Below are 22,743 nucleotides of genomic sequence, written 5' to 3'. Positions count from 1 at the left end.
GCCCGAGAATTTCTATCCCTCCACGAGAGATTGTCTGAGTTGAAGGTTCCCGCTCGGCACGGCAACGTCGCTCTCGTGAACGAGGGAGTTTGGAACATGAATGACCGTAGTGGACTACAGGCAATCCGCAGCATCGATTACGTAATCGTGCTCTGCGATGATCTGAAAAAGATGAGAGCTTTCTTCATCGACATTTTCAACTTCGACATCGAAGAAGAGGAGGAGGGGCATTTCGTCGCCTTCCGGGTTGGCACCCTGTTTCTGGCGCTTCGCCCGCATGGCCGCTCCTACGACGGTCCGCAGAAACCGGCCGCTTCTGCCGGCATCCAGATCAGCTTCAGGGTTCCGCCTGCCGACGTTGATCTTGCCTTTCAAGCGCTGACGGAAAAGGGTGCCGATATCATCGAGCCGCCAACAAATCAGGACTTCCCGCATCGTACCCTGTTCTTTCGCGACCCGGAGAACAACGTGATCGAGATTTTCGCGGAAATTCACCCGCGCAATACCTTGCCAACATCCTCGGGCGTTCATCGCGTCAAAGCTGGCGCTTGAGATCGAAACCGCATCCCGGCAACGCGTCACGCCACTCTTTCAGTAAACCTTCGGCAAGGTGGTCGAACACGGTACGGATCCTGAGGCTGGTGTGCAATTCGCGGTGGGTCACGAGCCAGATCGGAAAGCTGAGAGGCGATACATCCTCGAATGCGGGGGCAATTTCCGGGCAGCGGGCCGCGATCTCGTCCGCGCCGACCCCGAGACCGAAGCCCAACCGGACATATTCCCAGGCGACAAGCAGGTTCGGCGAACTGATCTTGATATTGGCCTGGGAGACTTCCAGACCAAGAGCGCGCAGATAGCCGATCAATTGCTCGTTGTCCTCGTACCCGAGGAAATCGAGCTTTGGCGCGTCGGCCTTTGTCAGCTTTCGTCCGAACCGTTCGAGATAGGAGCGCGCGGCGAAAATCCGGCCCTTCGCGTCCCGCAGCTTTCGCGCATAAAGCTCAGGGTGATCCGGTGCGACATGGCGGATGGCGATGTCGGCTTCGCGGCGGCGCAAGTCGCTCAGGCTGTTCGTGGAGACGACCCTGATTTCGATACCGGGCGCTTTCGTACGCAGATCCTGCAAGATGTCAGGCAGGATATAGGCGGCCATCACGTCGGTCGTGGAAATGGTAACCAGCCCTTCGATCTGCTGCGACTGGCCGGAGGCGGCGAGGGACACCCGGCTCGCCGCGTCGCCCATGGCGCGCACGTGTTCGGCAAGTTCAACCCCGGCTTCCGTCAGGATCAGGCTCTTGTTGACCCGCTCGAACAGCGTCACGCCGAGCGTTTCTTCGAGCGCGGCCACCTGCCGGCTCAGGGTCGGTTGGGTCAGGCCGAGCGCCCGGGCGGCAGCGGAGAGTGAGCCTTCCTCTGCAGTGACCAGGAATGCACGCGCCTGATTCCAGTCAAATGTGATGCTCTGCCAGTTCATGCAAATTTGTATATCACCTAACGAGATTTCGGCAATTTCTATTCATTCACGTTGGGGGTAACAAGCGCTCGAAAGGAGTTCCCCATGTGTCCGCATTCGTTCGCCGTGGTGTTTTTGAAAATCTGTCTTGCCTGCCTTGAATTCCTGGCCTCGCCAGGTGGCGGCCGGACGATCGGCCGCGATATCCTCAGCCGGATCGGTCTGCGTGGCGGACGCGGGGAGTGACCATGACGCTTGAACATCATGCACCGCAGATCCCGGTATTCGAACGCCGCCTCGGTTCCTGGCAGATTGCCGTCAGCCGCGACGGCTTCGGAACCGACCAGTTGCGCGCGGCTTATGACGCCTGTGCCCCGCGCTGGGACCGCAAGATCGGAAGGCTCGGGTTTCCTTCGGCGTACCGCGAGGTGCTGCGCCACGCGGCATCCGGCTTGAACGCTCACGATCACGCAACCGCTAAGGTACTCGATTGCGGTGTAGGAACCGGCGCCATGTCGATGGCCCTGGCAGGAGAAATGGCAAATGCGTTCGACCTGTCGGCTGTGGACATATCACCGGCCATGCTGAAAGAGGCATCCGCCAATCTCCAGCGTGCCGGGATCGGCTGCCGGACGGATCTGGCTGACATCTCGGCCCTGCCTTACGCGTGTGAAAGCTTCGATTTCGTGATGTGCGCACATGCGCTTGAACATCTCGCAAAACCCGAAACGGCGCTTGCGGAAATGTGCAGGGTTCTGAAACCCGGCGGCAGGCTTCTCCTGGTGACAACGCGCAAGTCACTCTTCGGAGCGTTCGTGCAGTTGAAGTGGCGAACCCACAGGTTCGATGCGGCGATGGTGCGACGACACCTGAAGCAGCGCGGCCTCGATGAACTAACGACATTGCAGGTAGGTGCGGGACGCTGGACCCGGTTCTGGAGCACGGCCGTTGTCGGCCGGAAGCCTGCCTTAACAGAAAATGGAGCGCCCGGCATCGCTGTAGCCGCAGCCTGACGCCCGACGTGATAGAAAAGAAAGACCATGACGATCACCTGGACCAATGACATGACGCCCTCGACCCGGTTCTGGGACAAAATTTCCGAAAAATATGCAGCATCGCCGATCAAGGACCAGGATGCCTATGAAAAGACGCTTGCACGCACGGTGGAACATCTGGGACCGGCGGATGACGTCCTGGAACTCGGCTGCGGAACGGGCTCGACAGCGCTTCTTCTTGCCGGCAACGTGTCGTCTTATCTCGCGACGGATTTTGCACCGGGCATGATCCGCATCGCGGATGAAAAACTTGTCGCTGCTGCAGGGGAAAGCAGAGTTCCGGACGGGCTCCGCTTTGCGGTGGCCAGCGCATTCAGCGAGGAAGTCGACAACGCCGAAGGCTATGACGCCATCCTTGGCTTCAACTTTCTGCATCTGGTGGAAAACCCCGAAGACCTGCTCGCCCGTGTCCATGGCCTTTTGAAGCCCGGTGGTTTCTTCATCTCGAAAACGGTCTGCCTCGGCGACAAGGCATGGCTGTTCGTACCGATGATCAAGGTGATGCAGCTTTTCGGCAAGGCCCCGTTCGTGCGTTCTTATACTTTCGCGGCGGTCGAAGAGATGATCGGCAAGGCGGGCTTCGACATCATCGAAACCGGAACCTACCCCGAGCCGCGCAGCCGTTTTGTGGTCGCGCGGAAGATCTAGGCAGGGATCTGTCTCCGGTGCCACGCGCCGCCGTCACCCCGGGCGAACGACGTGAGACCCGGGGCCGGGGAGCTCAAATGTGACGAAAGGGGCACCGCGCAACCGCCGGGTCTGTGCCTCCCCGATCCCGGCTCGCGCTGCGCTTGGCCGGGATGACGAATGAGAGAAAACCTCATCCTGAGGAAGCGCTGTGCGCTGTCACGAAGGACGGGCCGCTTGCTCCGTGGGTCTTCGCCCATCCATCGAGACGCACGCAAGCGTGCTCCTCAGGATTAAGAGGAGGGTCGGTGTGGCCGTGGTCAGTTTGCATGCGTTTCGGGTTTGCTGCGGTGACGCAGGTCTCTGGTTTCCGAGGCAGCGTTCTGCCTTGCCCCACATGTCCGCAATGACAAACGTGGAAATGCGCCTTCACCGCTTCCATCGTCACCCCGGGCGAACGACGTGAGACCCGGGGCCGGGGAGCTCAAATGTGACGAAAGGGGCACCGTGCAACCGCCGGGGCGGCGGTGCCTCCCCGATCCCGGCTCGCGCTGCGCTTGGCCGGGATGACGAAGGAGAGAAAACCTCATCCTGAGGAAGCGCTGTGCGCTGTCTCGAAGGATGGGCCGCATGCTCGGAGTGCGTGCCCCATCTTTTGAGATGCACGCAAGCACGTACCTCCGAGTGAGGTGCAAGTGCGAGAAGCTCCAGGGCACGTCCAACCTGCTCAACTCAGTGAATTGACGACGAAGGCAACTTGAAAAACCGTCATTCCGAAGAGACGAAACAACTGCTGGCCTCGGGGAACGGACGGCTCGCGTGCATGACGAGATGGAACACATTGCAGGATTGTAGTTCCGGCGATACCGTTCTCTCCTTTTATTGCAGCCGTCCGGGATTGTGGAGGCCACATCATGTTCAGAGCTTTTTCATTTGCAATTGGAATGACGTTTTCGGCAACCGCAATGTCAGCGGAACTCCTGCCTCCCGACAAGGACTTCCTGAAGCAGGCGGCGGAGTTCGGCATCACGCAGGAAAACTGGGACAGCGGAGAATTCGCCGCGGTCACGTTCCCGCAGGCCTACCGGTTCACCCGGCACTACGAAATCAGTGCAGGTGACACGGTTGCTCCCGAAGAATGGCGGGACGAGACCGGGGCGCTTGATCTTGCGGCCCTGTCTGCCAGAGACGCCGATGGCGTTCATGATCTGCGGACAATCCTGCGGGACAGATTGTTGAACCACTCGATGGTCGTGCTGAAAGGCAACCGTTTGCTGCATCAGCATTTCTGGGACGGAATGACGCCGGTCTCGACCCATCTCGACATGTCCGTGACCAAGTCGTTTACGGCAACGCTTGCGGGCATCGCGGCGGCAGAAGGCCTGCTCGACATGAGCAAGCCCGTGGAACATTACCTCCCCGAATATGAGGCGACCGCGTTCGGCGGCGTGTCGGTTCAGGATGTTGCTGACATGAATTCCGGCCTGGACATCCCGACGCCGCCGTTCATGTCCTGGGATCCGAAATTCACACAGTCCCAGGAATGGAACGGGCCGAATGACAGCGGGCTCACCGGCATCAATGAGTATCTGCTGACGCTTTCAGAGCGGAAGTACGAGCCGGGAACACATTACCAGTATCAGGATCCGAATACGGAATTGCTCGGCCTTATCACCGAAAAGGTGACGGGTATCGGCCTTGCCGCGTTCATGCAGGAGCGTTTGTGGTCCAAGCTCGGAGCCGAGGGCGACGCCTACTGGATGGCCGATCCGCGCGGTTACACGGTGGCCTCCGGCGGGCTCAACATGCGAACGCGCGACCTGGCCCGTATCGGACGCCTGTTCCTGAACGACGGCAAGAACCATCTCGGTGAACAGGTCGTGCCGAAGGCGTTCCTGGATGCGATCTGGGAGGGCAACGACCGGGTCAGGGCCGCCTGGGCCGTCGGCAAGGAGGCCGCCCTTGCATCGGACGGCTGGTACAAGGATCAGATCAGGATCCTCAACATCAAAGGCCACACGATGATGGTCTTTGTCGGTATCCACGGGCAGGTCCTTGTCATGGAAAAGGAAACCGGAACCGTCATCGCCATGAACGGCGGTTACCCGCAGACAGAGACCGTTCGGATGAACACGCTTCTTTTTCTCGAAGTCGTCCCTGCAATTCTGGACGCGACCAGCGGCCTGTGACCGAACTAGCAGCACGTCCTGACGACGTCCGCGATTTCACCAAGCTGTCCGGCGAGCGGGCTGGACTTGCGCCAGACCATGCCAACCGTTCTGCTGGGTTCGGGATCCTCGAAGCGGCAAACGGAGACGGCTGCCGAACGGGTTTCGACCGGAACGGCCATTTCCGGGATCAGCGTGACACCCATGCCGGCGCTGACCATCTGAACCAGGGTGGAGAGTGAACTGGCATCGAGCACTTCGCGCGGTGGTCCGGAAGGCAGGTTGCAGAAGGACAGCGCCTGATCGCGAAAGCAATGGCCTTCTTCAAGCAGCAGAAGCCGCATTTCCCGCAACCTGTCCGCGCTGGGCATTGGCGCGTCTGCATCACCGGCTGAGCGGACCAGCATGAACGTTTCGCTGAACAGGGGCGTTTCGGTGAGAGATCCTTCCGAAACGGGCAGGGCGACGATTGCCGTGTCCAGCTTGCCCTCGCCGAGTTCCTGAATGAGCTTTGGTGTGACCGTCTCGCGTACGTGGATCTCAAGCTCCGGATGCTGTTCTGACAGCGCCCCGATGACGCGCGGCAGCAGGTAGGGCGCAATGGTCGGAATGACACCGATGCGCAGCCGCCCGACCAGCCGGTCGCGCGAGGCGCGGGCGAGGTCCCCGAGTTCTTCCGCCGCGCGCAGGATATCCCGGGCCCGTTCCACGGCGACCTCCCCGAAATGTGTCAGTCTGACCTGGCGCGGCCCGCGTTCGATCAGGGACGCACCAAGCGCTTCCTCCATTTCCTTGATCTGCATGGACAGGGCCGGCTGTGAAATTGCGCAGGCATCCGCCGCTTTTCCGAAATGGCCATGACGGGCGAGGGCCTCGAAATACCGGAGTTGTTTCAGCGTGATATTTATCATAAGAAAAAACTATCAAAGCGATCAGGAAATTCAACTTCTTCTGATGATGAAGCTTTGCTAATTTAGAATCACACCAGACTGTAACCGCGCGGTCCACACCTTACATGTGGTCACACGGAACGGTTTAGGAACGATCTACGGAGTTCTCCGGCCTTCAATCAGCAGACGGACAGATTGCGCGGTCATGCGGACGCAACTTGTCAAAAAACTGTCAACGGGACGGAGTTGAGTAAGCTCGGTGCATGGCACCGGAACTTGAAATGGAGAGGATTATGGACGCTAAGGTGGACAAGTCGGGTGGATGCCCGGTCATGCATGGCGGTAACACGTCGATGGACAACCCGGTTACGAAATGGTGGCCAAACGAACTTAACCTCGACATTCTTCATCAGCATGGTGCTCGGACCAACCCGATGGACGCGGATTTCGATTTCCGCGACGCCGTCAAGGGTCTGGATCACGAAGCGGTCAAGGCAGATGTCCGCGCCCTCATGACCGAAAGCCAGGACTGGTGGCCGGCCGACTGGGGCCACTACGGTGGTCTCATGATCCGCCTGGCGTGGCACTCCGCGGGCTCTTACCGCATGCAGGATGGACGCGGCGGTGCCGGTTCCGGCAATATCCGTTTCGCTCCGCTCAACTCCTGGCCGGACAATGCCAGCCTCGACAAGGCGCGCCGTCTGCTCTGGCCGGTGAAGAAGAAATACGGCAACGCGCTGTCCTGGGCCGATCTCATCATCCTGGCCGGCAACATGGCCTACGAATCCATGGGCTTCAAGACGTTCGGCTTCGGCTTCGGCCGCGAAGATATCTGGGGTCCTGAAACCGACGTCTACTGGGGCGCGGAAAAAGAATGGCTCGCTCCCGCAGAGAACCGTTACGAGAGCACGGACGATGCGGCCACCCTGGAAAACCCGCTGGCTGCCGTTCACATGGGTCTCATTTACGTCAATCCGGAAGGCGTCGACGGTCAACCTGATCCCATCAAGACCGGCGCGCATGTCCGTGAGACCTTCAAGCGCATGGCCATGGACGACGTGGAAACCGCAGCCTTGACATGCGGTGGTCACACAGTCGGCAAGGCACACGGAAACGGCGCAGGCGATCACATCGGTGCGGAACCCGAAGCAGCCGGACTGGAGGCGCAGGGTCTCGGCTGGCTCAATCCGGACCAGCACGGCAAGGCTGCAAATGCCTTCACCTCCGGCATAGAAGGCGCCTGGACCAAGGAACCGACCAAGTTCGACATGGGCTATTTCGACTATCTCTTCAACTATGAGTGGGAGCTGACGAAATCACCGGCCGGTGCATGGCAGTGGAAGCCGGTGGACATGCCGGAAGACCAGAAACCTGTGGACGCGAGCGATCCGTCCATCCGTCATGACCCGATGATGACCGATGCCGACATGGCCATGAAAATGGACCCGGTCTACAACGAGATCTGCCGCAAGTTCATGGAAGATGAGGCCTACTTCCGCGATGCCTTTGCACGTGCGTGGTTCAAGCTGACCCACCGCGACATGGGCCCGCGCGCCAACTACCTTGGCCCGGACGTTCCGGCGGAAGACCTGATCTGGCAGGACCCTGTCCCGGCTGGGTCGACTTCCTACGACGTGGATGCGGTCAAGGCGAAGATTGCTGCAAGCGGTTTCTCAGCTGCCGACATGATCGCCACAGCCTGGGACAGCGCACGCACGTTCCGCGGCTCCGACAAGCGCGGCGGCGCAAATGGTGCCCGGATCCGTCTTGCGCCGCAGAAGGACTGGGAAGGCAACGAGCCGGCACGTCTTGCCAAGGTCCTCGCTGCTCTCGAGCCGATTGCGGCCGAAACCGGTGCTTCACTCGCCGACGTCATCGTTCTGGCCGGCAATGTCGGTATCGAGCAGGCCATCAAGGCAGCCGGATATGACACAGCCGTTCCGTTCAACCCGGGTCGCGGTGATGCGTCCGATGCGCAGACCGATGCGGAAAGCTTCGAGGTTCTGGAACCTCTCGCCGACGGTTTCCGTAACTGGGAAAAGGAAGACTACGCGGTCAGCCCTGAAGAAATGATGCTCGACCGGGCACAGCTTCTGGGTCTGACGGCGCAGGAAATGACCGTTCTGCTCGGCGGCCTGCGCGTTATCGGCGCCAACCACGGTGGCTCCAAGCACGGTGTCTTCACCGACCGCGAAGGTGCGCTGACGACGGATTTCTTCGTCAACCTGACCGACATGTCCAACAGCTGGCTGCCGGCGTCCGACGGAACCTATGAAATCCGCGACCGCAAGCTGAACACTCTGAAATGGACGGCGACCAGTGCCGACCTTGTCTTCGGCTCCAACTCGATCCTGCGTGCCTACGCTGAAGTCTATGCCCAGGACGATAACCAGGCCAAGTTCGTGAAGGACTTCGTCGCCGCCTGGACCAAGGTCATGAACGCGGACCGCTTCGATCTGGCGTAAGCCCTTGAAGCGGATTGATTGAAAAATGAAGGCCGGCCCTGCTCATGCGGGGCCGGCTTTTTCAGTTTCCGGGCCCGGTCGCGGACGTTGCTTCCTCGGTGCCCTCCACCAGTATGGTCCCGGCGGGAATGCTGTTGATCCGGAACAGCGTGTTGAGAAAGTCCGACATCTTGGTATCGGGAAAATGCCCGGCAAACAGGCGCTCGATCGTGCCGTCCTGAAACATGCTGTAAAGGGCGAGATCGATCTTTTCGGGCAAGCCCGGATGCGATCTGGATGAGATGACGAAGGCGTAGGGTTCGTAGCGCCCGGCGCCGGCTGGTGCCGGGTCCATCGCACATTCTGTCCGTGTCTGGTTTCGCTGGTCCGCCAGGGAGGCCTGCACGATGTCGAGATCGCCGTAGTAGCGTGACAATTCCCCGCTGCAGAAAGCCCGCGCAGCCGTTGTGTGCGAAGTGTAGCTGCGCGAGCAGACAATCTTGGCACCGATCTGGTTTTCGGGCGGTTTGCTCAAAAGGGCATTGAGCGCGTCACCTATCGTGGATCCTTCGACATAACCCCAGACTTCATAATCCTTCGGGGTCTCGGTCTTGACCTGTTGGGGTGTTGCCGGAACGAACTGAAACTCGATCTTGAACCGGTCCCAGAAACTCGCCTGCTGGTTTTGAGGTGTGCCCTCTTCGCCGGAAACCTCTCCGTCTTCCACATTTTCTGCCTGTGCCGGTTCCTTCTCGGGCCACCAGGCATCCTGGCATGAATGAGGCGGCGAGGGGTCACCGCGCGCGGCGGCACCGAGATGATCGATCCAGGGCAAAATGCACGCGCAGGTCGGTTCAGGGCCGTCTTCGGGCAATTTGCCTTCGTTCTTGGTGATATCCTTCCCCGGTTTGGACTTCACGAAGGAACTGTTGGCCACGAAGACAATCTGGGAAAAGTGAAGAACGGGTGTTCCGTCTTCGACGGGAAAGCTGCGCATGCGCTGAAGGGTGATTGTGGTCGGGTCGCACAGAAAATCGATTTCGGTAGTTTCAGGTTGAGACGGACGGTTTGCAGGCGGTTCACCAGTCAGAGAGGCAATCCTTGCAGGTGCCTGCCCGTTGCCCTTTGTGGTCATTCGGCCTGTGCCGAGAATGGATTTGCGCTCGGCCGACCCGATCTCGACAGTCTCCAACTGGTAGCCGGCCCGGTAGATCGCTTCGGTGCAGATGTCCCAGTAGAACCCCAGAAATTCGTCCGAGGCCGTGTTCTTCCAGATAAAAGGCCGGGTGTCCGTTCGAACCGCCATCTTGACCGGCGCAGCGTGTTCGTCCGCATACGCCGTCCAGGCAGCGGCGAATGCCTGCAGGAAGACAAGGGAGAGGGTGACCAGCCACTTCATCACGACGCCGCCGTTCGGGATTTTGTTGATGTTTCACCAACCAGAGTGCCTGATTTCGTGTTGACCCCGGATTGCCGCCGCCGCTGGTTCTGGAGCGCTTCGGCGATGCAGAAGACCACCAGGAACCCGAGTATCGCGGAATAGATGGCCGCATAGGCGATCAGGCCGTGGTCGATCGCGTCGAGTTGCGGTTGCTCCGCGGACCGGTTGAGCGCGGACGCCCACGAGGTGAGGAAACGTGTGGCGCCTCCGCAAAGCCCCATGAGGATCGCCGCGCGGATCGCCCAGCCACGGCTCCACGCCATTGTCTTTTGCGCGACTTCAGCCCTTGTCAGCGTGGACGCGGAGTCCAGCAGGACGACGAGGATCAGGGCCAGGACAGCGCCTCTCAATGGGGTTGGGGCATTGTATTCGAACGAAGCCTGCAGCGTCGCCCACACAGTGCGCTGATTTTCCGCCCAGCCGCCCGACTCGATGGCGGAGCGCCACAGGACCAGCCCGATGATGAACAGGGTCGCGACAGCCCAGGAAACGAAGACCAGCACGGCGGCCTGAGGCAGCCTCTTTGTCCAGTGCGCCTGGGCCATGTTCCGCCAACGGTGGGTCTGGCGCGCACCGTCACGCAGCGCGAGGGCAATGATGATCGGAACACAGAAACTGTTGAAGGAGGTGGTGGCATATCCAAGTGCGCGCCAGTAAGGATTTCCGGCGCTGCCGCTCTGGAGGGCTGATTCATACGGACCGGGAAAGACGCTCCAGGCTATCGCGAGCGAGATTGTGATTCCAACCGACCAGAGGATCGTGAGCATCGCGTGCGATCGCGTATGGACGGGCCCTGCACGCTCGTTGAACAGATCGCTCAAAAATGTTTCGAGCTTCTGCTTGGCAAGGATCTGCTGCCGCACCGAACTGGAAGCGTTCCTTTCCGGCCGTTGGCTGCTGCTGTCCGGGACGATGATTTCGTGTTCAACGTAAAGCGCCAGCAGGATGCAGAGGTCGTCGGCGAGATGGTCGGCTTCTTCGGCAAGGCGTTCCCAGCTGGCCCGTTTCTTTTCGTTGGCGGCGGACTTGTCGCCCGAACCGTTTCCGTCCGCCGCTCCTTCGGGCGCAGCTGTTGCCTCGGACGGTTCGGCAACCACCGTTGCCTCACCAGCCTGGTAGCTTGATTTCTCATCGAGTTCCAGAAGGAGAACGTCACGGCGTCGTGTCAGTGCGGCTTCGAGCTTGTCGAACTCTTCGCGCTGGCCTGCATTCGCCAGTTTAACCTTTCGATCCAGGATCCAGGACGAAATGGAGAAGATGAGGTCGAGATCCTCGTGAAAATCCTGAGGATCGGCCAGTTGTCCCTCGGCGGCCTGTGAATAATGCCGGATGCGTTCCCAATGGCCGCGCGGGATCAGAAGACTGTTCCTGGGTATGTCGCCGTCATTGTCGTCATCATCGCGCAGCTGGATCGAGTTGCGTTGAAGATCTTCACCCGCTCCTATGACACGGGTCGGAATGCCGGCCAGACGGTGAGCCGCACTGCGCATCCAGTCTTCGAAACGCTGCAGCACCGGGAACGTCGGCGCGAGGCCGACGATGATGAGAGCGATTGTAAGCGAGATCGACGGATCTATGCCGATGTCGAGAAAATTCCGTTTTTCGACCGGCCCGGTCTCGCTCGACAGCGGCTGTGCCCAAAAGACGCTCTCGCTGTTGTTGAGGGGAACGAAGCCGACCGTTGATCCGTCGGCCTCGTCTACCGGCGCGGTCGGCAATTGGCTCGCCCCCACAGTTTCCGCGAGAATATCCGGGCCGCCGAGATAGGGGATGACTTCCGCGTAGGCGCACAGAAAGAAATAGATGAGCAACATCGTCAGCGCGTAGAAAGTATACGCGTGAAAGACGGTCTTGCGCGCCCGGAGCTTGTCGGGGGTCAGCAGGTCGACCAGGCGCTCCAGTTGCCTGCGGCTTCCATAGGTCGCCTTGTTGAAACGCTCATAGGAAAAGACGCCGATGATCAGCGCGCCGAACAGCAGGGCGACGAGATCGGGCATGCCTGGATCCTGCCTAGATCTTGGATCTTACCGGCAATACTGCGTTGCTGGATTGCAAGCTGTTTGCGCAATGCCAGGGGCAACACTACCGGAGAGTAGCAGAAGGATAATCAAAACTTGCTTCATGGCGCGTCCCTTAAGTCTAATTATTTAAACTGTTGAATTTCTTTAGACTGTATTGAAATCATAACATAAACACAATTGGATATAAGACGATTTTTTCGAATAACAAGCTCAAGTTTGTTTTCAAACAAGGGTTGTGATCGGGTTGTATTGCTTAAACTAACCTAGAGTAAGTATTTTTGGCGATAAAAATGAATCCGCACAACCACCTACATTTCACAAAAGTCATTGTGTCGTCACACTGATCATGTTGCACTGCGAAGAGTTTCAGGCCGCGTCTGATGCGACGGGAGGCATTGTCCGGTTTCAAGCCGGTTCCAGTCTGTTTCAACGTCAGGGAGCTGACAGTTCATGTTTGATTTGACGGGCCTCAAGGCCCTTGTGGTTGGTGTCGCCAACGACCAGTCCATTGCGTATGGCTGTGCAAAGGCCTTCCGCGAGCAGGGTGCCGATCTCGCGATCACGTATCTCAATGAAAAAGCGGAGCCTTTCGTTCGTCCGCTCGCCGAAGAACTGGGTGCAGACATCATCGCGCCTCTCGACGTCCGCGACGAGGGCGAACTGGATGCTCTCTTCGCCTCGATCTCAGAAAGATGGGGCAGGCTCGACACGTTGCTGCATTCCATCGCCTTTTCGAAGAAGGAAGACCTGCACGGGCGTGTCGTTGATTGTTCGGCGGACGGGTTTTCCCTGGCGATGGACATATCGGTTCACTCCTTTCTGCGTCTCATCCGCAAGGCTGAGCCGCTGATGCCGCAAGGCGGAACCTGCATGACGGTTTCGTTCATGGGCGCGCAGAAGGTTGTGGAGAACTACGGTGTCATGGGGCCGGTGAAGGCGGCGCTTGAAGCCGCGACCCGCTACGCCGCGGCGGAAATGGGCCCAAAGGGAGTATCGGTGCATGCGCTTTCACCCGGGCCTCTGCGCACCAGGGCAGCCTCCGGGATTGCGGAGTTTGACGAACTGTTGAATGACGCTGCTGAACGCGCGCCCACACATCATCTTGCAACGATCGATGACGTGGGAGCGTATGCGGCGTTCCTTGCAAGCCGCGAAGCCTTTAATGTAACGGGCGGCATACACTTCATCGACGGCGGCTACAGCATTGTTGGATAGGAGGTCCTGATGAAGGACATTTTCGACGCGCTCGAAAAGGGCCACAACGAGTTTTTGCATTCGCTGGAAGATGCGACCGCCTGGTCGCCTTCGCAGCGGCTCACCGCATGGCAGGCCCAGGCCACGGAAATATCGAACATGGCGGCGCTCATGGGCCGCGGTCTCAGCAAGCATCTGACGACGATCACGGATGTGCACAAGCAGCGCTGGCAGGACAGTTTGTCGGCCTATGGCAAGGCGTTTGAAGATCTCGCTCAGGCGCAGGCGCAAGGGGCGCTTTACGGTGCCTTCGAGAGCTATTGGAAAGATGCGGCGCAGCGCGTTGTGCTCACAATTGATACGCTGCGCCAGCGAGGCGATAATTTTATCGAGCACGAGGAAGCCGGCTGTCCTCCGGTCCTCATCTATGACTACGATCTTGTTCTGGATGGCGCGGATTTGCCGCATCCCTGCTGCTATATGCTCTTGAAGATCAGGCCGCCGGAAAACTCCTCGTGCCGCGATCCAAAACCCTGGAAACGTCCTTATATCATCATCGATCCGCGCGCCGGACACGGTGCGGGCATCGGTGGGTTCAAGCCGGACAGCCAGGTCGGTGTCGCCCTGCGTGACGGCCACCCCGTCTATTTTGTTGCCTTCAAGCGCATGCCGGAAAAGGGCCAGACGCTTGCAGATGTCACGCGCGCGGAAGCGGCGTTCGTGCGCAAGGTTCGCGAGCTTCATCCCGAGGCACCCAATCCGGTTGTCACCGGCAACTGCCAGGGCGGCTGGGCAACACTTCTGCTTGCGGCAACCAACCCGGATCTCACCGGCCCGATCATCCTCAACGGCGCACCGGTTTCGACATGGGCAGGGCGCGTCGGTGAAAATCCGATGCGCTACAATGGCGGTATACTGGGCGGAACCAACAACGCCATGTTCTATTCGGACCTCGGTCACGGCGTATTTGACGGGGCGGACATTGTCCAGAACTTCGAGCTTCTCAATCCTGCCAGGAACTATTTCGGCAAGTATTACGACCTCTACGCCAAGGTCGACACGGAGCCGCATCGCTTTCTGGAATTCGAACGCTGGTGGGGCGGCTATTTCCTCCTGAACGAGGCGGAAATGAAATGGATTGTCGAGCAGCTCTTTGTCGGCAACCGCCTGTCCAAGAACGAGGCGCAGCTCGAACCGGGCCGGAATGTCGACATCAAGCAGATCCGTGCACCCATTATCGTTTTTGCCAGCTTCGGCGACAACATCACCCCGCCACAGCAGGCGCTGAACTGGATCCTCGACACCTACGCGGATGAGCGGGAAATCGCGATCCGAGGTCAACGGATCATCTACATGGTGCATGACCAGGTCGGTCACCTCGGAATTTTCGTATCCTCCAAGATCGCCAAGAAGGAACACACCGAGGTGACGTCGACCTTGAAGACCATCGAGGCGCTCCCGCCGGGTCTCTACGAAATGACGATCGATGACTACGAGGGTGAGCTTCTCGACCGCCAGTTCACGGTCAGCTTCCACGAGCGTGACATGGATGACCTGAGGGCGCTCGACGATGGCCGGGATGACGAGATCCCGTTTGCCGCGGTCGCAAGGGCGTCAGAGCAGCAGGCCGAGTTCTATGATGTGTGCGTTCGGCCGTTCGTTCAGGCGGGTGTCACCGAGCAGAGCGCCGATTTGCGGCGGCGCACTCATCCCCTGAGACTGCAGCGGGAGCTGTTTTCCAGCATGAACCCGTTTCTGAGCATGCTTCCAGGCTGGGCCGAAAAAGCCAGGACCGAGCGGGAGCCGGTTGCATCGGACAATCCGTTCGTGGAACTGGAACGGGTCAACGCAGCGATGATCGAGCAATCCATGGATCTCTTCCGTGACTTGCGCGACACCATGTATGAGAACCTGTTCTACACCATCTGGGGATCGCCCTACATGCGCTGGTTCGGACGGACGAAACAGCCGGGGCGTACGCTCAAGAATGCGGACGAACTGCGCAGCCTGCCACCCGTCCAGGCCGCCCTCATGCATATCGAGGAAGGCGGTTTCCGCGAGGCGATCGTGCGGATGCTGATCCTACTTGCAGAGAGCCGGGGCAATGTAAGGCGCGACAGGCTCGAGCGGTCCTCACGTGTGTTGACGCAGGACGAGCCCTTCAGGTCGCTCACGCCGGACGAGCGCAGTTTCATGCTCCAGGAACAGACGCTGATTGTCGAATTCGCTCCCGAGCGCGCCCTGTCTTCCCTGCCCAAGCTGCTCAAGTCGAAGGAAGAACGGGAGCTTGCCGCAAAGGTCGTGCGCTACATCCCGGGTGATATCGACGAGATGACACCGCATACGCTGGAGATGCTGCAAAGTTTCCATAAGGTGCTTGGGCTGCCGCCCGCGACCGGAAACATCGACGAGGATCCACTGGCGGAAAGCGCCGCGCCGGACAACACGGAGGCGCCGGCCAGGAAACCCGCGGCGGTCGCGGCAAAGACAGCGTCCGCACAGAAATCAACGCCGCGCAAACCGGCCACGCGGAAAGCCGCGCCACGCAAGACGTCCGCGTCCAAGCCGGCAAGCAGCCGGAAGCCGCGCACATCGCCGCGCAAGTCCCAGGAGCCTGCTGAATAGGCCAGTAGATAAAGGGCGTCCGGATCATCCGGACGCCTTCAGTCCTGACCTAAAATACTCGCTATGACCGGTTGCCGCGGTGAGCCCAGCCGGTCATGCGTACTTCCAGCCAAGCCATGATGGCATACATCACGATCCCGAGCACTGCGAGAGCAACAAGACCCGCCCACACAAGCGGGACGTTGAATTGCGATTGCGCCGCGAGCATCATGTGGCCGATACCGGAGTTGGCTGCCACCGTTTCCGAAATCACCGAGCCGACAAAGGCAAGCGTTATGGCCACTTTCAGCGAGCCGAAAAAGTAGGGCATCGATCTGGGGATGCCGACTTTCAGCATGATATCCAGCTTCTTGGCACCGAGCGCGCGCAAGACGTCTTCCATCTCCGGTTCGATCGTCGCCAGACCCGTTGCGACATTCACCACGATCGGGAAGAACGCGATCAGGAACGCGGTCAGGACTGCCGGGATCGTTCCGATGCCGAACCAGATCACCAGGATCGGAACAACGGCAACCTTCGGAATGGAGTTGAAGCCGATCATGAGCGGATAGAGACCGGCATAGATCGCGCGGCTCCAGCCGATGGCGAGGCCAAGCGCGAGGCCGCCGACGACGGCGAGCAGAAAGCCGGCGACAGTCGTAAACAGCGTCTGTACCGAATTCTTCCAGATCGGCGACCAGTATTTTACGATCGCGGCCCAGATATCCGTCGGCGCGGGCAGTATGAAGACCGGGAGATCGAAAATCTTGACCGACAACTCCCAGACCAGGAACAGGCCGATGGTCCAGAGCCAGGGGGCGAGGGCGATCCAGCGCGAAGATGTCATGCCGCCACCCTCGCTTCCGCGATCAGTGCTCTCAGGTCGTGCACGATGTCGTTGAACTCCGCCTCGTAGATCAGGTCGATCGACCGGGGTCGGGCAAAGGAGACTTCCCGGCGTTCGATGATTTTGCCCGGCCGCGCACTCATGACAAACACGGTGTCTGCAAGATAGACGGCCTCGCGAAGGTCGTGGGTCACCAGGATGACCGTGAAGTTTTTCTCCGCGTGCAGATCGCGCATGACCTGCCACAATTCCTCGCGCGTGAAGGCGTCCAGTGCGCCGAAAGGCTCATCGAGCATCAACAGTGCCGGATCGTGAATCAGGGCCCGGCACAGGTTGGCGCGTTGCTGCATGCCGCCCGAAAGCTGCCAGGGATACTTTTCTCCGAAACCGCCGAGACCCACCAGCTTGAGCAACTCTTCCGCCTTGGCCGTATAGGCCACCTTTTCGCGCCTCAGGTTGGCGCGGTGCGGCTGGACGATCTCCAGCGGCAGCATCACGTTGGAGATCGTGCTGCGCCAGGGCAGCATCGACGGGTTTTGAAAGGCCATGCCGGCAATGGAGACGGGCCCGGACACCTCCTGGTGGGCAACTTCAACGGTTCCTTCTTGCGGGTTGATCAGCCCGGTCGCGAGCTTCATCAGTGTTGATTTACCACAGCCCGAGGGGCCGACGACGGCCGCGAACTCGCCTTCCTGGATGCTCATGTCCAGTCCATCGAGGGCAAGGGTCGCATCGTCTGCCTGTCCGTAAGACAGACGTACGTTTCTAAGGTCTACAAATCCGGTCAAGGTCTGGTCCGAAGCAAGGCTCCCGCGGTCATTCGCAGACCGCAGGAACAATTGATCAAAGGGGTAGCGGAAGGGTTACTTGACCATCCGTTCTTCCTTGGGCGGAAGATAGCTGCTGTCGAAAACCTTCTCCGGGCTCGGCGGCGTGTCACTCACGCCCATCGATGTCTGGAGATACTCCATGGACTTGGCGAGTTTGTCCATGTCGACCCCGCCAAAGCCGTTTTCCTTGACGGCCGGTGTCGCGATGGAGCCTTCCACGGCCATGGTCAGACGATCCACTTCGACGGCTTCGTCAAGGACTTCGTTGCGTTTCATGACATAGGGAATGGCGGCTGCCGGATCTGCGATCGCATCAAGATAGCCTTTGGTCAGGGCCTTGACGAAACCTTTGACGGCGTCGGGATTTTCGGCGGCGAAGTCGGTGTTGGCGATAACCACATTGCCGTAAAGGTCAAGACCGTTTTCACCCATGAGGATCAGCGAAATGTCATCTTCCGGAACGCCTTGAGCCTTCAGGTTCAAAACAGACGAGAATGAAAATCCGAAGATCGCATCGACCTGGCCTTGCGCGAGCATCGGCTCACGAACCGGGAAGCCGACATTTTCAATCGTGATGCCGCTGGTATCGAGGCCGGCCACGTCGACAAAGGCGGACCATTGTCCGAAGGCTGCATCAGGCGGCGGTGCGCCCAGGGTCTTGCCTTCGAGCGACTTGGGATCTTCAGTGACGCCCTGGCTTTTGCGGCCGATCACGGCAAAGGGCGGTGTCTCATAGGCCATCATGACGGCCTTGACCTTGAGATCCGGCTGTTCGTCCATCAGCTTGATGAGCGCATTGATGTCGCCGAAACCCATATCGTAGGTCCCGGTTGCAACGCGCGGAAGGGATTCGCGCGAACCGGCGCCGCTGTCGATGGTCACGTTCAGACCTTCGTCCTTGAAGTAACCCTTGTCGAGGGCAATGAAGAAGGGCGCGGACGGGCCTTCAAACTTCCAGTCCAGTGTGAATTTGATATCGGTCTCGGCATACGCGCTGCCTCCACTGATCATCAAAGCAATCGCGAGGCTTTTCAAAAGACGCATGTTGTTCCCCTGTGTTTTCGGTTTTTCCGGCGAAGTGTGAAAGGTGCATGCACAAAAATCAAGCACGATATTTGTGTGCCTTCAATGTAATCAATCGCGTGTTGCAAATTCCGGCCGGAACAACGTGACGCGAAAGGTGCTGCAAACGCGGAAAACGCTGGAAACCATTGACGTTCCTGATGGAAAGTCGAGACTTTCAGAAACCTTGGGGCGCACCTCGCCTGCGACTTCTCGGCACGAAAATTCCAATCCGCCGACCCACTTTGTGAAATTTTCTTCTGCGGAAGCCGGATTTATCCCTGAGTTGGGCCTTATTGAATCGATAGGGTCTGCTATCACATCCGGGGTTCACGAAGTTAACGCAGGCGTTTCCGGCAGAAATTGATGTTCGACTGGGCTTACAGGAAGAGACTGAAGGACGATCTGGAAGACTGGGTGGCAAAGGGATGGGTGAGTTCCTCCGGCGCCGCCTCGATCCTGCGCGAACAGGAGCAGGAGGACGGGCGCTCGAGGCTGCCGATGGCACTTGCAGGGATCGGCATGATCTGCGTCGCCCTGGCATTGTTCGCCTTCATTGCCGCCAACTGGGCCGCCATTCCGAAAACCGCAAAGCTCATCGGGATCGCGGTCCTTCTCGTTGCCAGCCACCTGGTTGCGGCACGCGCCGCAGCAAAGGGCCGCAAGGGCATAGCAGACCTGCTCACCGGATTTGCAACTCTTGTTTTCGTGGGCGGCATGGCTCTTGTCGGGCAGATCTTCCATCTGCCGGAAGACTGGGCAGGGGGCGCATTTCTCGTCTGCATGGGCGCTCTGGCAGCTGCATGGCTTGCCGGGTCCAGGGCATCCCTGACCGTGGCCGCGATCGCGGCACTGACCTGGCAATTCAGCCGCGCCGACCTGGGAGAATCGACTGCCGTTCAGGATCTGATCGGTCTCGCGGTCCTGATCGCCGTGTTCATGCACGCAATTTTCGCGCCCGCGAGACTGTCGCGCTGGCTCGCCATCGCGCTGCTATGGGCAACATTCGGTAGATGGCTTGCCGAGACTGCGGACGTCAGATCAGCCGATGACGGGTTCGTGCTCGCCATGTCGCTCGCTGGCGCAGGTGGATTGGCGGCGCTCATGGTACTGATCGATCCGATCGCCGATCTTTGCGTGAAATGGAACAGCGAGTTGCCGGCGCGCTCGCATGGCCGCTGGCTGATGAGCCGGTCCCTGCAGGACGCCGGGTTCCTTGTGCTCAACGGACTCGTTGTGGCCGCGCTCATCGTGGTTCCTGAAATTGCGTCGGATATCGACGCCGCTGCGATCTGGACGATCCCTGCATTCGTGCCTCTTGCCGCCGCCGTCGTTCTTCTCGTCGCCGGGCTTCTGTTGTCCTACAAGACCGCGAAGGCACAGGCGTTGTTCGGCGCGACCGGTTTGGCGCTCTTCGCTGTCATGATGCCGGTCGTCACATCGAACACGCTCTTTCTGGCAGTGGCGTCCATGACGGCGTTGGTCGGGCTCTGCGCGCTCGCAACATGGTTCAACAACCGGTACTGGATGCTGTGCTCCTACTTGGGCCTGACGGCGGTGGCGCTCTGGCTGCTGCAGGTGACGATCGGAACGCTGCTCGGGCAATCCGTGTTCTTCCTCGTCGCGGGCCTGCTCCTGCTCGGCGTCGCGCTCTGGCTCGCGCGTGTTTTCAGAACCGGCAAAGCGTCCCCTCCGGTCGAACCTGACGAAAGGCGGGCCGCGTCATGAGTGTTGATACGCAAGACGCGGGCGCAGCGAGACCGACGAACATCCGGTTTGCCTACCTGAAGTGGGGCTTTCTTGCGCTGCTTCAGCTTGCCCTGATCTCCATTCCGCTGGTGGACCGGCTTGACGTGCAGATGACGGGAACGGTGGTACCCCTGGAGCTGGTTCCGGTCGATCCGAGGGATATCCTCAGGGGGGATTATGTCATCATAAATCTTGCGATCGGACGTATCCCGAGGACGATGGACGGGGCAGAAAGCCTGAAGGCCGGTCAAACCGTCTTTGTCGAACTCGAAACGGATGGCGAGGGGGCTGCGCGTCCCGTGTCCATCTCTTCGAGCCACCAGCAATCCGGCAACCTCGCCATTGCCGGTGCGGTCAGGTCCACCTCTGCCGAAACGGTCTGGATCGACTACGGCATCGATGCCTTTTTCCTTCCCGAAGGCGAAGGCCTTGAGATCGAACGGCTCGACACCAACCGCGTCCTGCTGGAAGTGGCCATTGCCGAGGATGGCCGCTCCCTGCCGCTGAACCTGCTGGTCGATGGCAAGGTCTTCAAGTCGGACGGTAGTTTTTGACGCACGGCAATGCTGGCTGTATGAGCCAGCAATGATCCGAAACATCTGTGAAAGTCCTTCATGTCCGATCCCGCGTTAGAAACGCTGATGCTGCCCCTGGAAACCGGGGCCGTCGACATCGAGCCGGGCGCACGCGCCCTGTTCCTGCGCGCGCGGGCGGGCCGCGCTCTGGAGGTGCTCAAGGATGCGGATCTGACCTGCGTGCAAAGCTTTGCACCCGATCGTGACGCGCTGGAAAAGTCTGGCTTCAAAGTCGCCGACGAAGCGCCGGACGGACCATACGGCACCGTTCTCGTTCTGCCCGCACGGCAGAGACAGGAAGCACGGGCGCAACTCGCCCAGGCTGTTGCCAGCGCTGCGGAAGGTGGTTTCGTCGTCGCCTGCGCACCCAACACGGAAGGCGCCAAGACCGTCGAAAAAGACCTGTCGGATCTTGTGGGGCGTGTCGACAAACTGACCAAGAACAAGTGCCGCGCGGTCTGGGGGCAGGTTCGCGGTGAAGCAGTCAACAAGACGCTGCTGGAAGAATGGTGTGCGCTCGATTCGCCGAGGAAGGTTCTGGACGGGACTTATCTCAGCAGGCCGGGTCTTTTCGCCTGGGACCGTATTGATCCGGCCTCGCAACTCCTGTCCGGCCTGCTCCCGGAGACCTTGAAAGGACGCGGTGCCGATCTCGGTGCCGGGTTTGGCTACCTGGCAAAATCGGTCCTTGAAAAGGCACCGAAGGTTGCCGCAATGGATCTGTATGAAGCCGAAAAGCGTGCACTTGATCTCGCGGAGGAAAATCTGTCAGCGTTCAAGGGCACGAAAGCGATGAGAGCCATCTGGTGCGATGTCACGAAGGGCATCGAGGGAACATACGACTTCATTGTTTCCAATCCGCCGTTTCACCAGGCAGGCAAGGCTGATCGCGCCGATGTCGGTCAAGGGTTCATCAGGGCCGCTGCCGGGGGACTGCGCTCCGGCGGTGAATTCTACATGGTTGCCAATCGCCATCTTCCTTATGAGAGAACACTGTCTGCAGTTTTCGCGGACGTCATCCAGTTGGCCGATGAGGGCGGCTACAAGGTGATCAGGGCCGTCAAGGCCAGGGGAGGACGCTGACATGCGGCTGGTGAAGCTTCTCGCCAATCTCGGGTATGGCAGCCGCAAGGAAATGCAGCTCGCGATCCGAAACGGCTGGGTCACCGACGGCTCCGGAAATCGCCTGAAAGCGGACAGCAAGACTGCGCATGAGGACATCCTCTTCGACGATGAACCTCTCGATCCGGCCCAGGGCGTGGTGATCCTGATGAACAAGCCTGTCGGTTTTACCTGCTCCGCCAAGGATCAGGGCCGCCTGGTCTACGATCTCCTGCCGGACCGGTTTCGCGTCCGTAAACCCGCGCTGTCGACGATCGGGCGTCTCGACAAGGAAACGTCAGGCGTGTTGCTGTTCACCGATGACGGTACATTTCTCCACAAGGTGATCTCGCCGAAATCGGAGGTGCCGAAGGTCTACGACGTGTCGCTGGACCGGCCTATGACTGGGTCGGAAGCCGGCTTGTTCGCATCCGGGGAAATGATGCTGGAAAGCGAGGAAAAGCCTCTGAAACCGGCCGAACTGGATGTCATCGACGAAACAACCGCGCGCCTGACCCTGCATGAGGGCCGCTATCACCAGGTCCGCCGCATGTTCGCGGCCACCGGCAACCATGTGACAGAGCTGAAGCGCAGCCGCATTGGTTCCCTTGGCCTGGACGGCGTTGAGGAGGGCAACTGGAAAACACTCTCCGAAGACGAAAAGGCCCTGATTTTCGCGTGA

19 protein-coding genes are annotated in these 22,743 nt (G+C 59.6%); 12 read left to right on the top strand and 7 right to left on the bottom strand.

Annotated features, from left to right (window positions below):
• The first annotated feature begins 96 nt into the window (after positions 1-96).
• Entirely contained in the window at positions 97-552 is a 456-nt protein-coding gene (locus RDA78_RS27175) for a VOC family protein (RefSeq protein WP_434052870.1), read from the top strand.
• Here the strand turns inward: RDA78_RS27175 and RDA78_RS27170 are convergent.
• Complete coding sequence (locus RDA78_RS27170) at positions 536-1,474, bottom strand: LysR family transcriptional regulator (RefSeq protein WP_434052869.1); 939 nt, start codon at positions 1,472-1,474, stop codon at positions 536-538. The genes RDA78_RS27175 and RDA78_RS27170 overlap by 17 nt on opposite strands.
• Before the next feature lie 84 nt (positions 1,475-1,558).
• Between RDA78_RS27170 and RDA78_RS27165 the strand changes: the two genes are divergently transcribed.
• The 4 genes from RDA78_RS27165 to RDA78_RS27150 all read left to right on the top strand — a co-directional run bounded on the left by RDA78_RS27165 (position 1,559) and on the right by RDA78_RS27150 (position 5,324).
• The gene (locus RDA78_RS27165; protein ID WP_434052868.1) at positions 1,559-1,699 is read left to right on the top strand and encodes a hypothetical protein; all 141 of its coding nucleotides are present in this window, start codon (positions 1,559-1,561) and stop codon (positions 1,697-1,699) included.
• Positions 1,700-1,701: 2 nt separating this feature from the next.
• Positions 1,702-2,466, top strand: coding sequence for a class I SAM-dependent methyltransferase (locus tag RDA78_RS27160; RefSeq protein ID WP_434052867.1), 765 nt, complete (start codon positions 1,702-1,704; stop codon positions 2,464-2,466).
• A gap of 27 nt (positions 2,467-2,493) precedes the next feature.
• Complete coding sequence (locus RDA78_RS27155) at positions 2,494-3,156, top strand: class I SAM-dependent methyltransferase (protein WP_434052866.1); 663 nt, start codon at positions 2,494-2,496, stop codon at positions 3,154-3,156.
• 893 nt (positions 3,157-4,049) lie between these two features.
• Positions 4,050-5,324: a serine hydrolase domain-containing protein gene (locus tag RDA78_RS27150; protein WP_434052865.1), complete on the top strand. Its 1,275-nt coding sequence runs from the start codon at positions 4,050-4,052 to the stop codon at positions 5,322-5,324.
• 5 nt (positions 5,325-5,329) lie between these two features.
• Here the strand turns inward: RDA78_RS27150 and RDA78_RS27145 are convergent, their stop codons facing one another.
• A complete protein-coding gene (locus RDA78_RS27145) occupies positions 5,330-6,214 on the bottom strand; it encodes a LysR substrate-binding domain-containing protein (protein ID WP_434052864.1) in 885 nt (294 codons plus the stop codon).
• Positions 6,215-6,486: 272 nt separating this feature from the next.
• Between RDA78_RS27145 and katG the strand changes: the two genes are divergently transcribed.
• A complete protein-coding gene (gene katG / locus RDA78_RS27140; protein ID WP_434052863.1) occupies positions 6,487-8,658 on the top strand; it encodes a catalase/peroxidase HPI in 2,172 nt (723 codons plus the stop codon).
• Positions 8,659-8,719: 61 nt separating this feature from the next.
• Here the strand turns inward: katG and RDA78_RS27135 are convergent, their stop codons facing one another.
• Positions 8,720-10,036, bottom strand: a complete 1,317-nt coding sequence (locus tag RDA78_RS27135) for a hypothetical protein (RefSeq protein WP_434052862.1) — start codon at positions 10,034-10,036, stop codon at positions 8,720-8,722.
• Positions 10,036-12,075: a hypothetical protein gene (locus tag RDA78_RS27130; RefSeq protein ID WP_434052861.1), complete on the bottom strand. Its 2,040-nt coding sequence runs from the start codon at positions 12,073-12,075 to the stop codon at positions 10,036-10,038. The genes RDA78_RS27135 and RDA78_RS27130 overlap by 1 nt, the downstream gene beginning before the upstream one ends.
• Before the next feature lie 474 nt (positions 12,076-12,549).
• Between RDA78_RS27130 and fabI the strand changes: the two genes are divergently transcribed.
• Both fabI and RDA78_RS27120 read left to right on the top strand, forming a co-directional pair.
• Entirely contained in the window at positions 12,550-13,314 is a 765-nt protein-coding gene (gene fabI, locus RDA78_RS27125; RefSeq protein WP_434052860.1) for an enoyl-ACP reductase FabI, read from the top strand.
• Positions 13,315-13,323: 9 nt separating this feature from the next.
• Entirely contained in the window at positions 13,324-15,918 is a 2,595-nt protein-coding gene (locus RDA78_RS27120) for a DUF3141 domain-containing protein (protein ID WP_434052859.1), read from the top strand.
• 61 nt (positions 15,919-15,979) lie between these two features.
• On the opposite strand, the gene RDA78_RS27115 is transcribed toward RDA78_RS27120, so the two are convergent.
• The 3 genes from RDA78_RS27115 to RDA78_RS27105 form a co-directional block, all read right to left on the bottom strand.
• On the bottom strand, positions 15,980-16,744 hold the full coding sequence (locus tag RDA78_RS27115) for an ABC transporter permease (protein ID WP_434052858.1): 765 nt from the start codon (positions 16,742-16,744) through the stop codon (positions 15,980-15,982).
• Complete coding sequence (locus RDA78_RS27110; protein ID WP_434052857.1) at positions 16,741-17,532, bottom strand: ABC transporter ATP-binding protein; 792 nt, start codon at positions 17,530-17,532, stop codon at positions 16,741-16,743. Before RDA78_RS27110 ends, RDA78_RS27115 begins: the two co-directional genes overlap by 4 nt.
• Before the next feature lie 75 nt (positions 17,533-17,607).
• Positions 17,608-18,618: an ABC transporter substrate-binding protein gene (locus RDA78_RS27105; RefSeq protein ID WP_434052856.1), complete on the bottom strand. Its 1,011-nt coding sequence runs from the start codon at positions 18,616-18,618 to the stop codon at positions 17,608-17,610.
• Between the two features lie 384 nt (positions 18,619-19,002).
• On the opposite strand from RDA78_RS27105, the gene RDA78_RS27100 reads away from it, so the two are divergent.
• The 4 genes from RDA78_RS27100 to RDA78_RS27085 are packed head-to-tail and all read left to right on the top strand — an operon-like array spanning position 19,003 to position 22,743.
• Positions 19,003-20,364, top strand: a complete 1,362-nt coding sequence (locus tag RDA78_RS27100) for a DUF2157 domain-containing protein (protein WP_434052855.1) — start codon at positions 19,003-19,005, stop codon at positions 20,362-20,364.
• The gene (locus tag RDA78_RS27095; RefSeq protein WP_434052854.1) at positions 20,361-20,939 is read left to right on the top strand and encodes a GDYXXLXY domain-containing protein; all 579 of its coding nucleotides are present in this window, start codon (positions 20,361-20,363) and stop codon (positions 20,937-20,939) included. The genes RDA78_RS27100 and RDA78_RS27095 overlap by 4 nt, the downstream gene beginning before the upstream one ends.
• A gap of 60 nt (positions 20,940-20,999) precedes the next feature.
• Complete coding sequence (locus RDA78_RS27090; RefSeq protein ID WP_434052853.1) at positions 21,000-22,043, top strand: class I SAM-dependent methyltransferase; 1,044 nt, start codon at positions 21,000-21,002, stop codon at positions 22,041-22,043.
• 1 nt (position 22,044) lies between these two features.
• A complete protein-coding gene (locus RDA78_RS27085; protein WP_434052852.1) occupies positions 22,045-22,743 on the top strand; it encodes a pseudouridine synthase in 699 nt (232 codons plus the stop codon).

This window comes from Roseibium sp., assembly GCF_051016195.1.
GTDB lineage: Bacteria > Pseudomonadota > Alphaproteobacteria > Rhizobiales > Stappiaceae > Roseibium.
The sequence above is the reverse complement of the archived record's forward strand: the minus strand, read 5'-3'. Positions and strand labels throughout refer to the sequence as shown.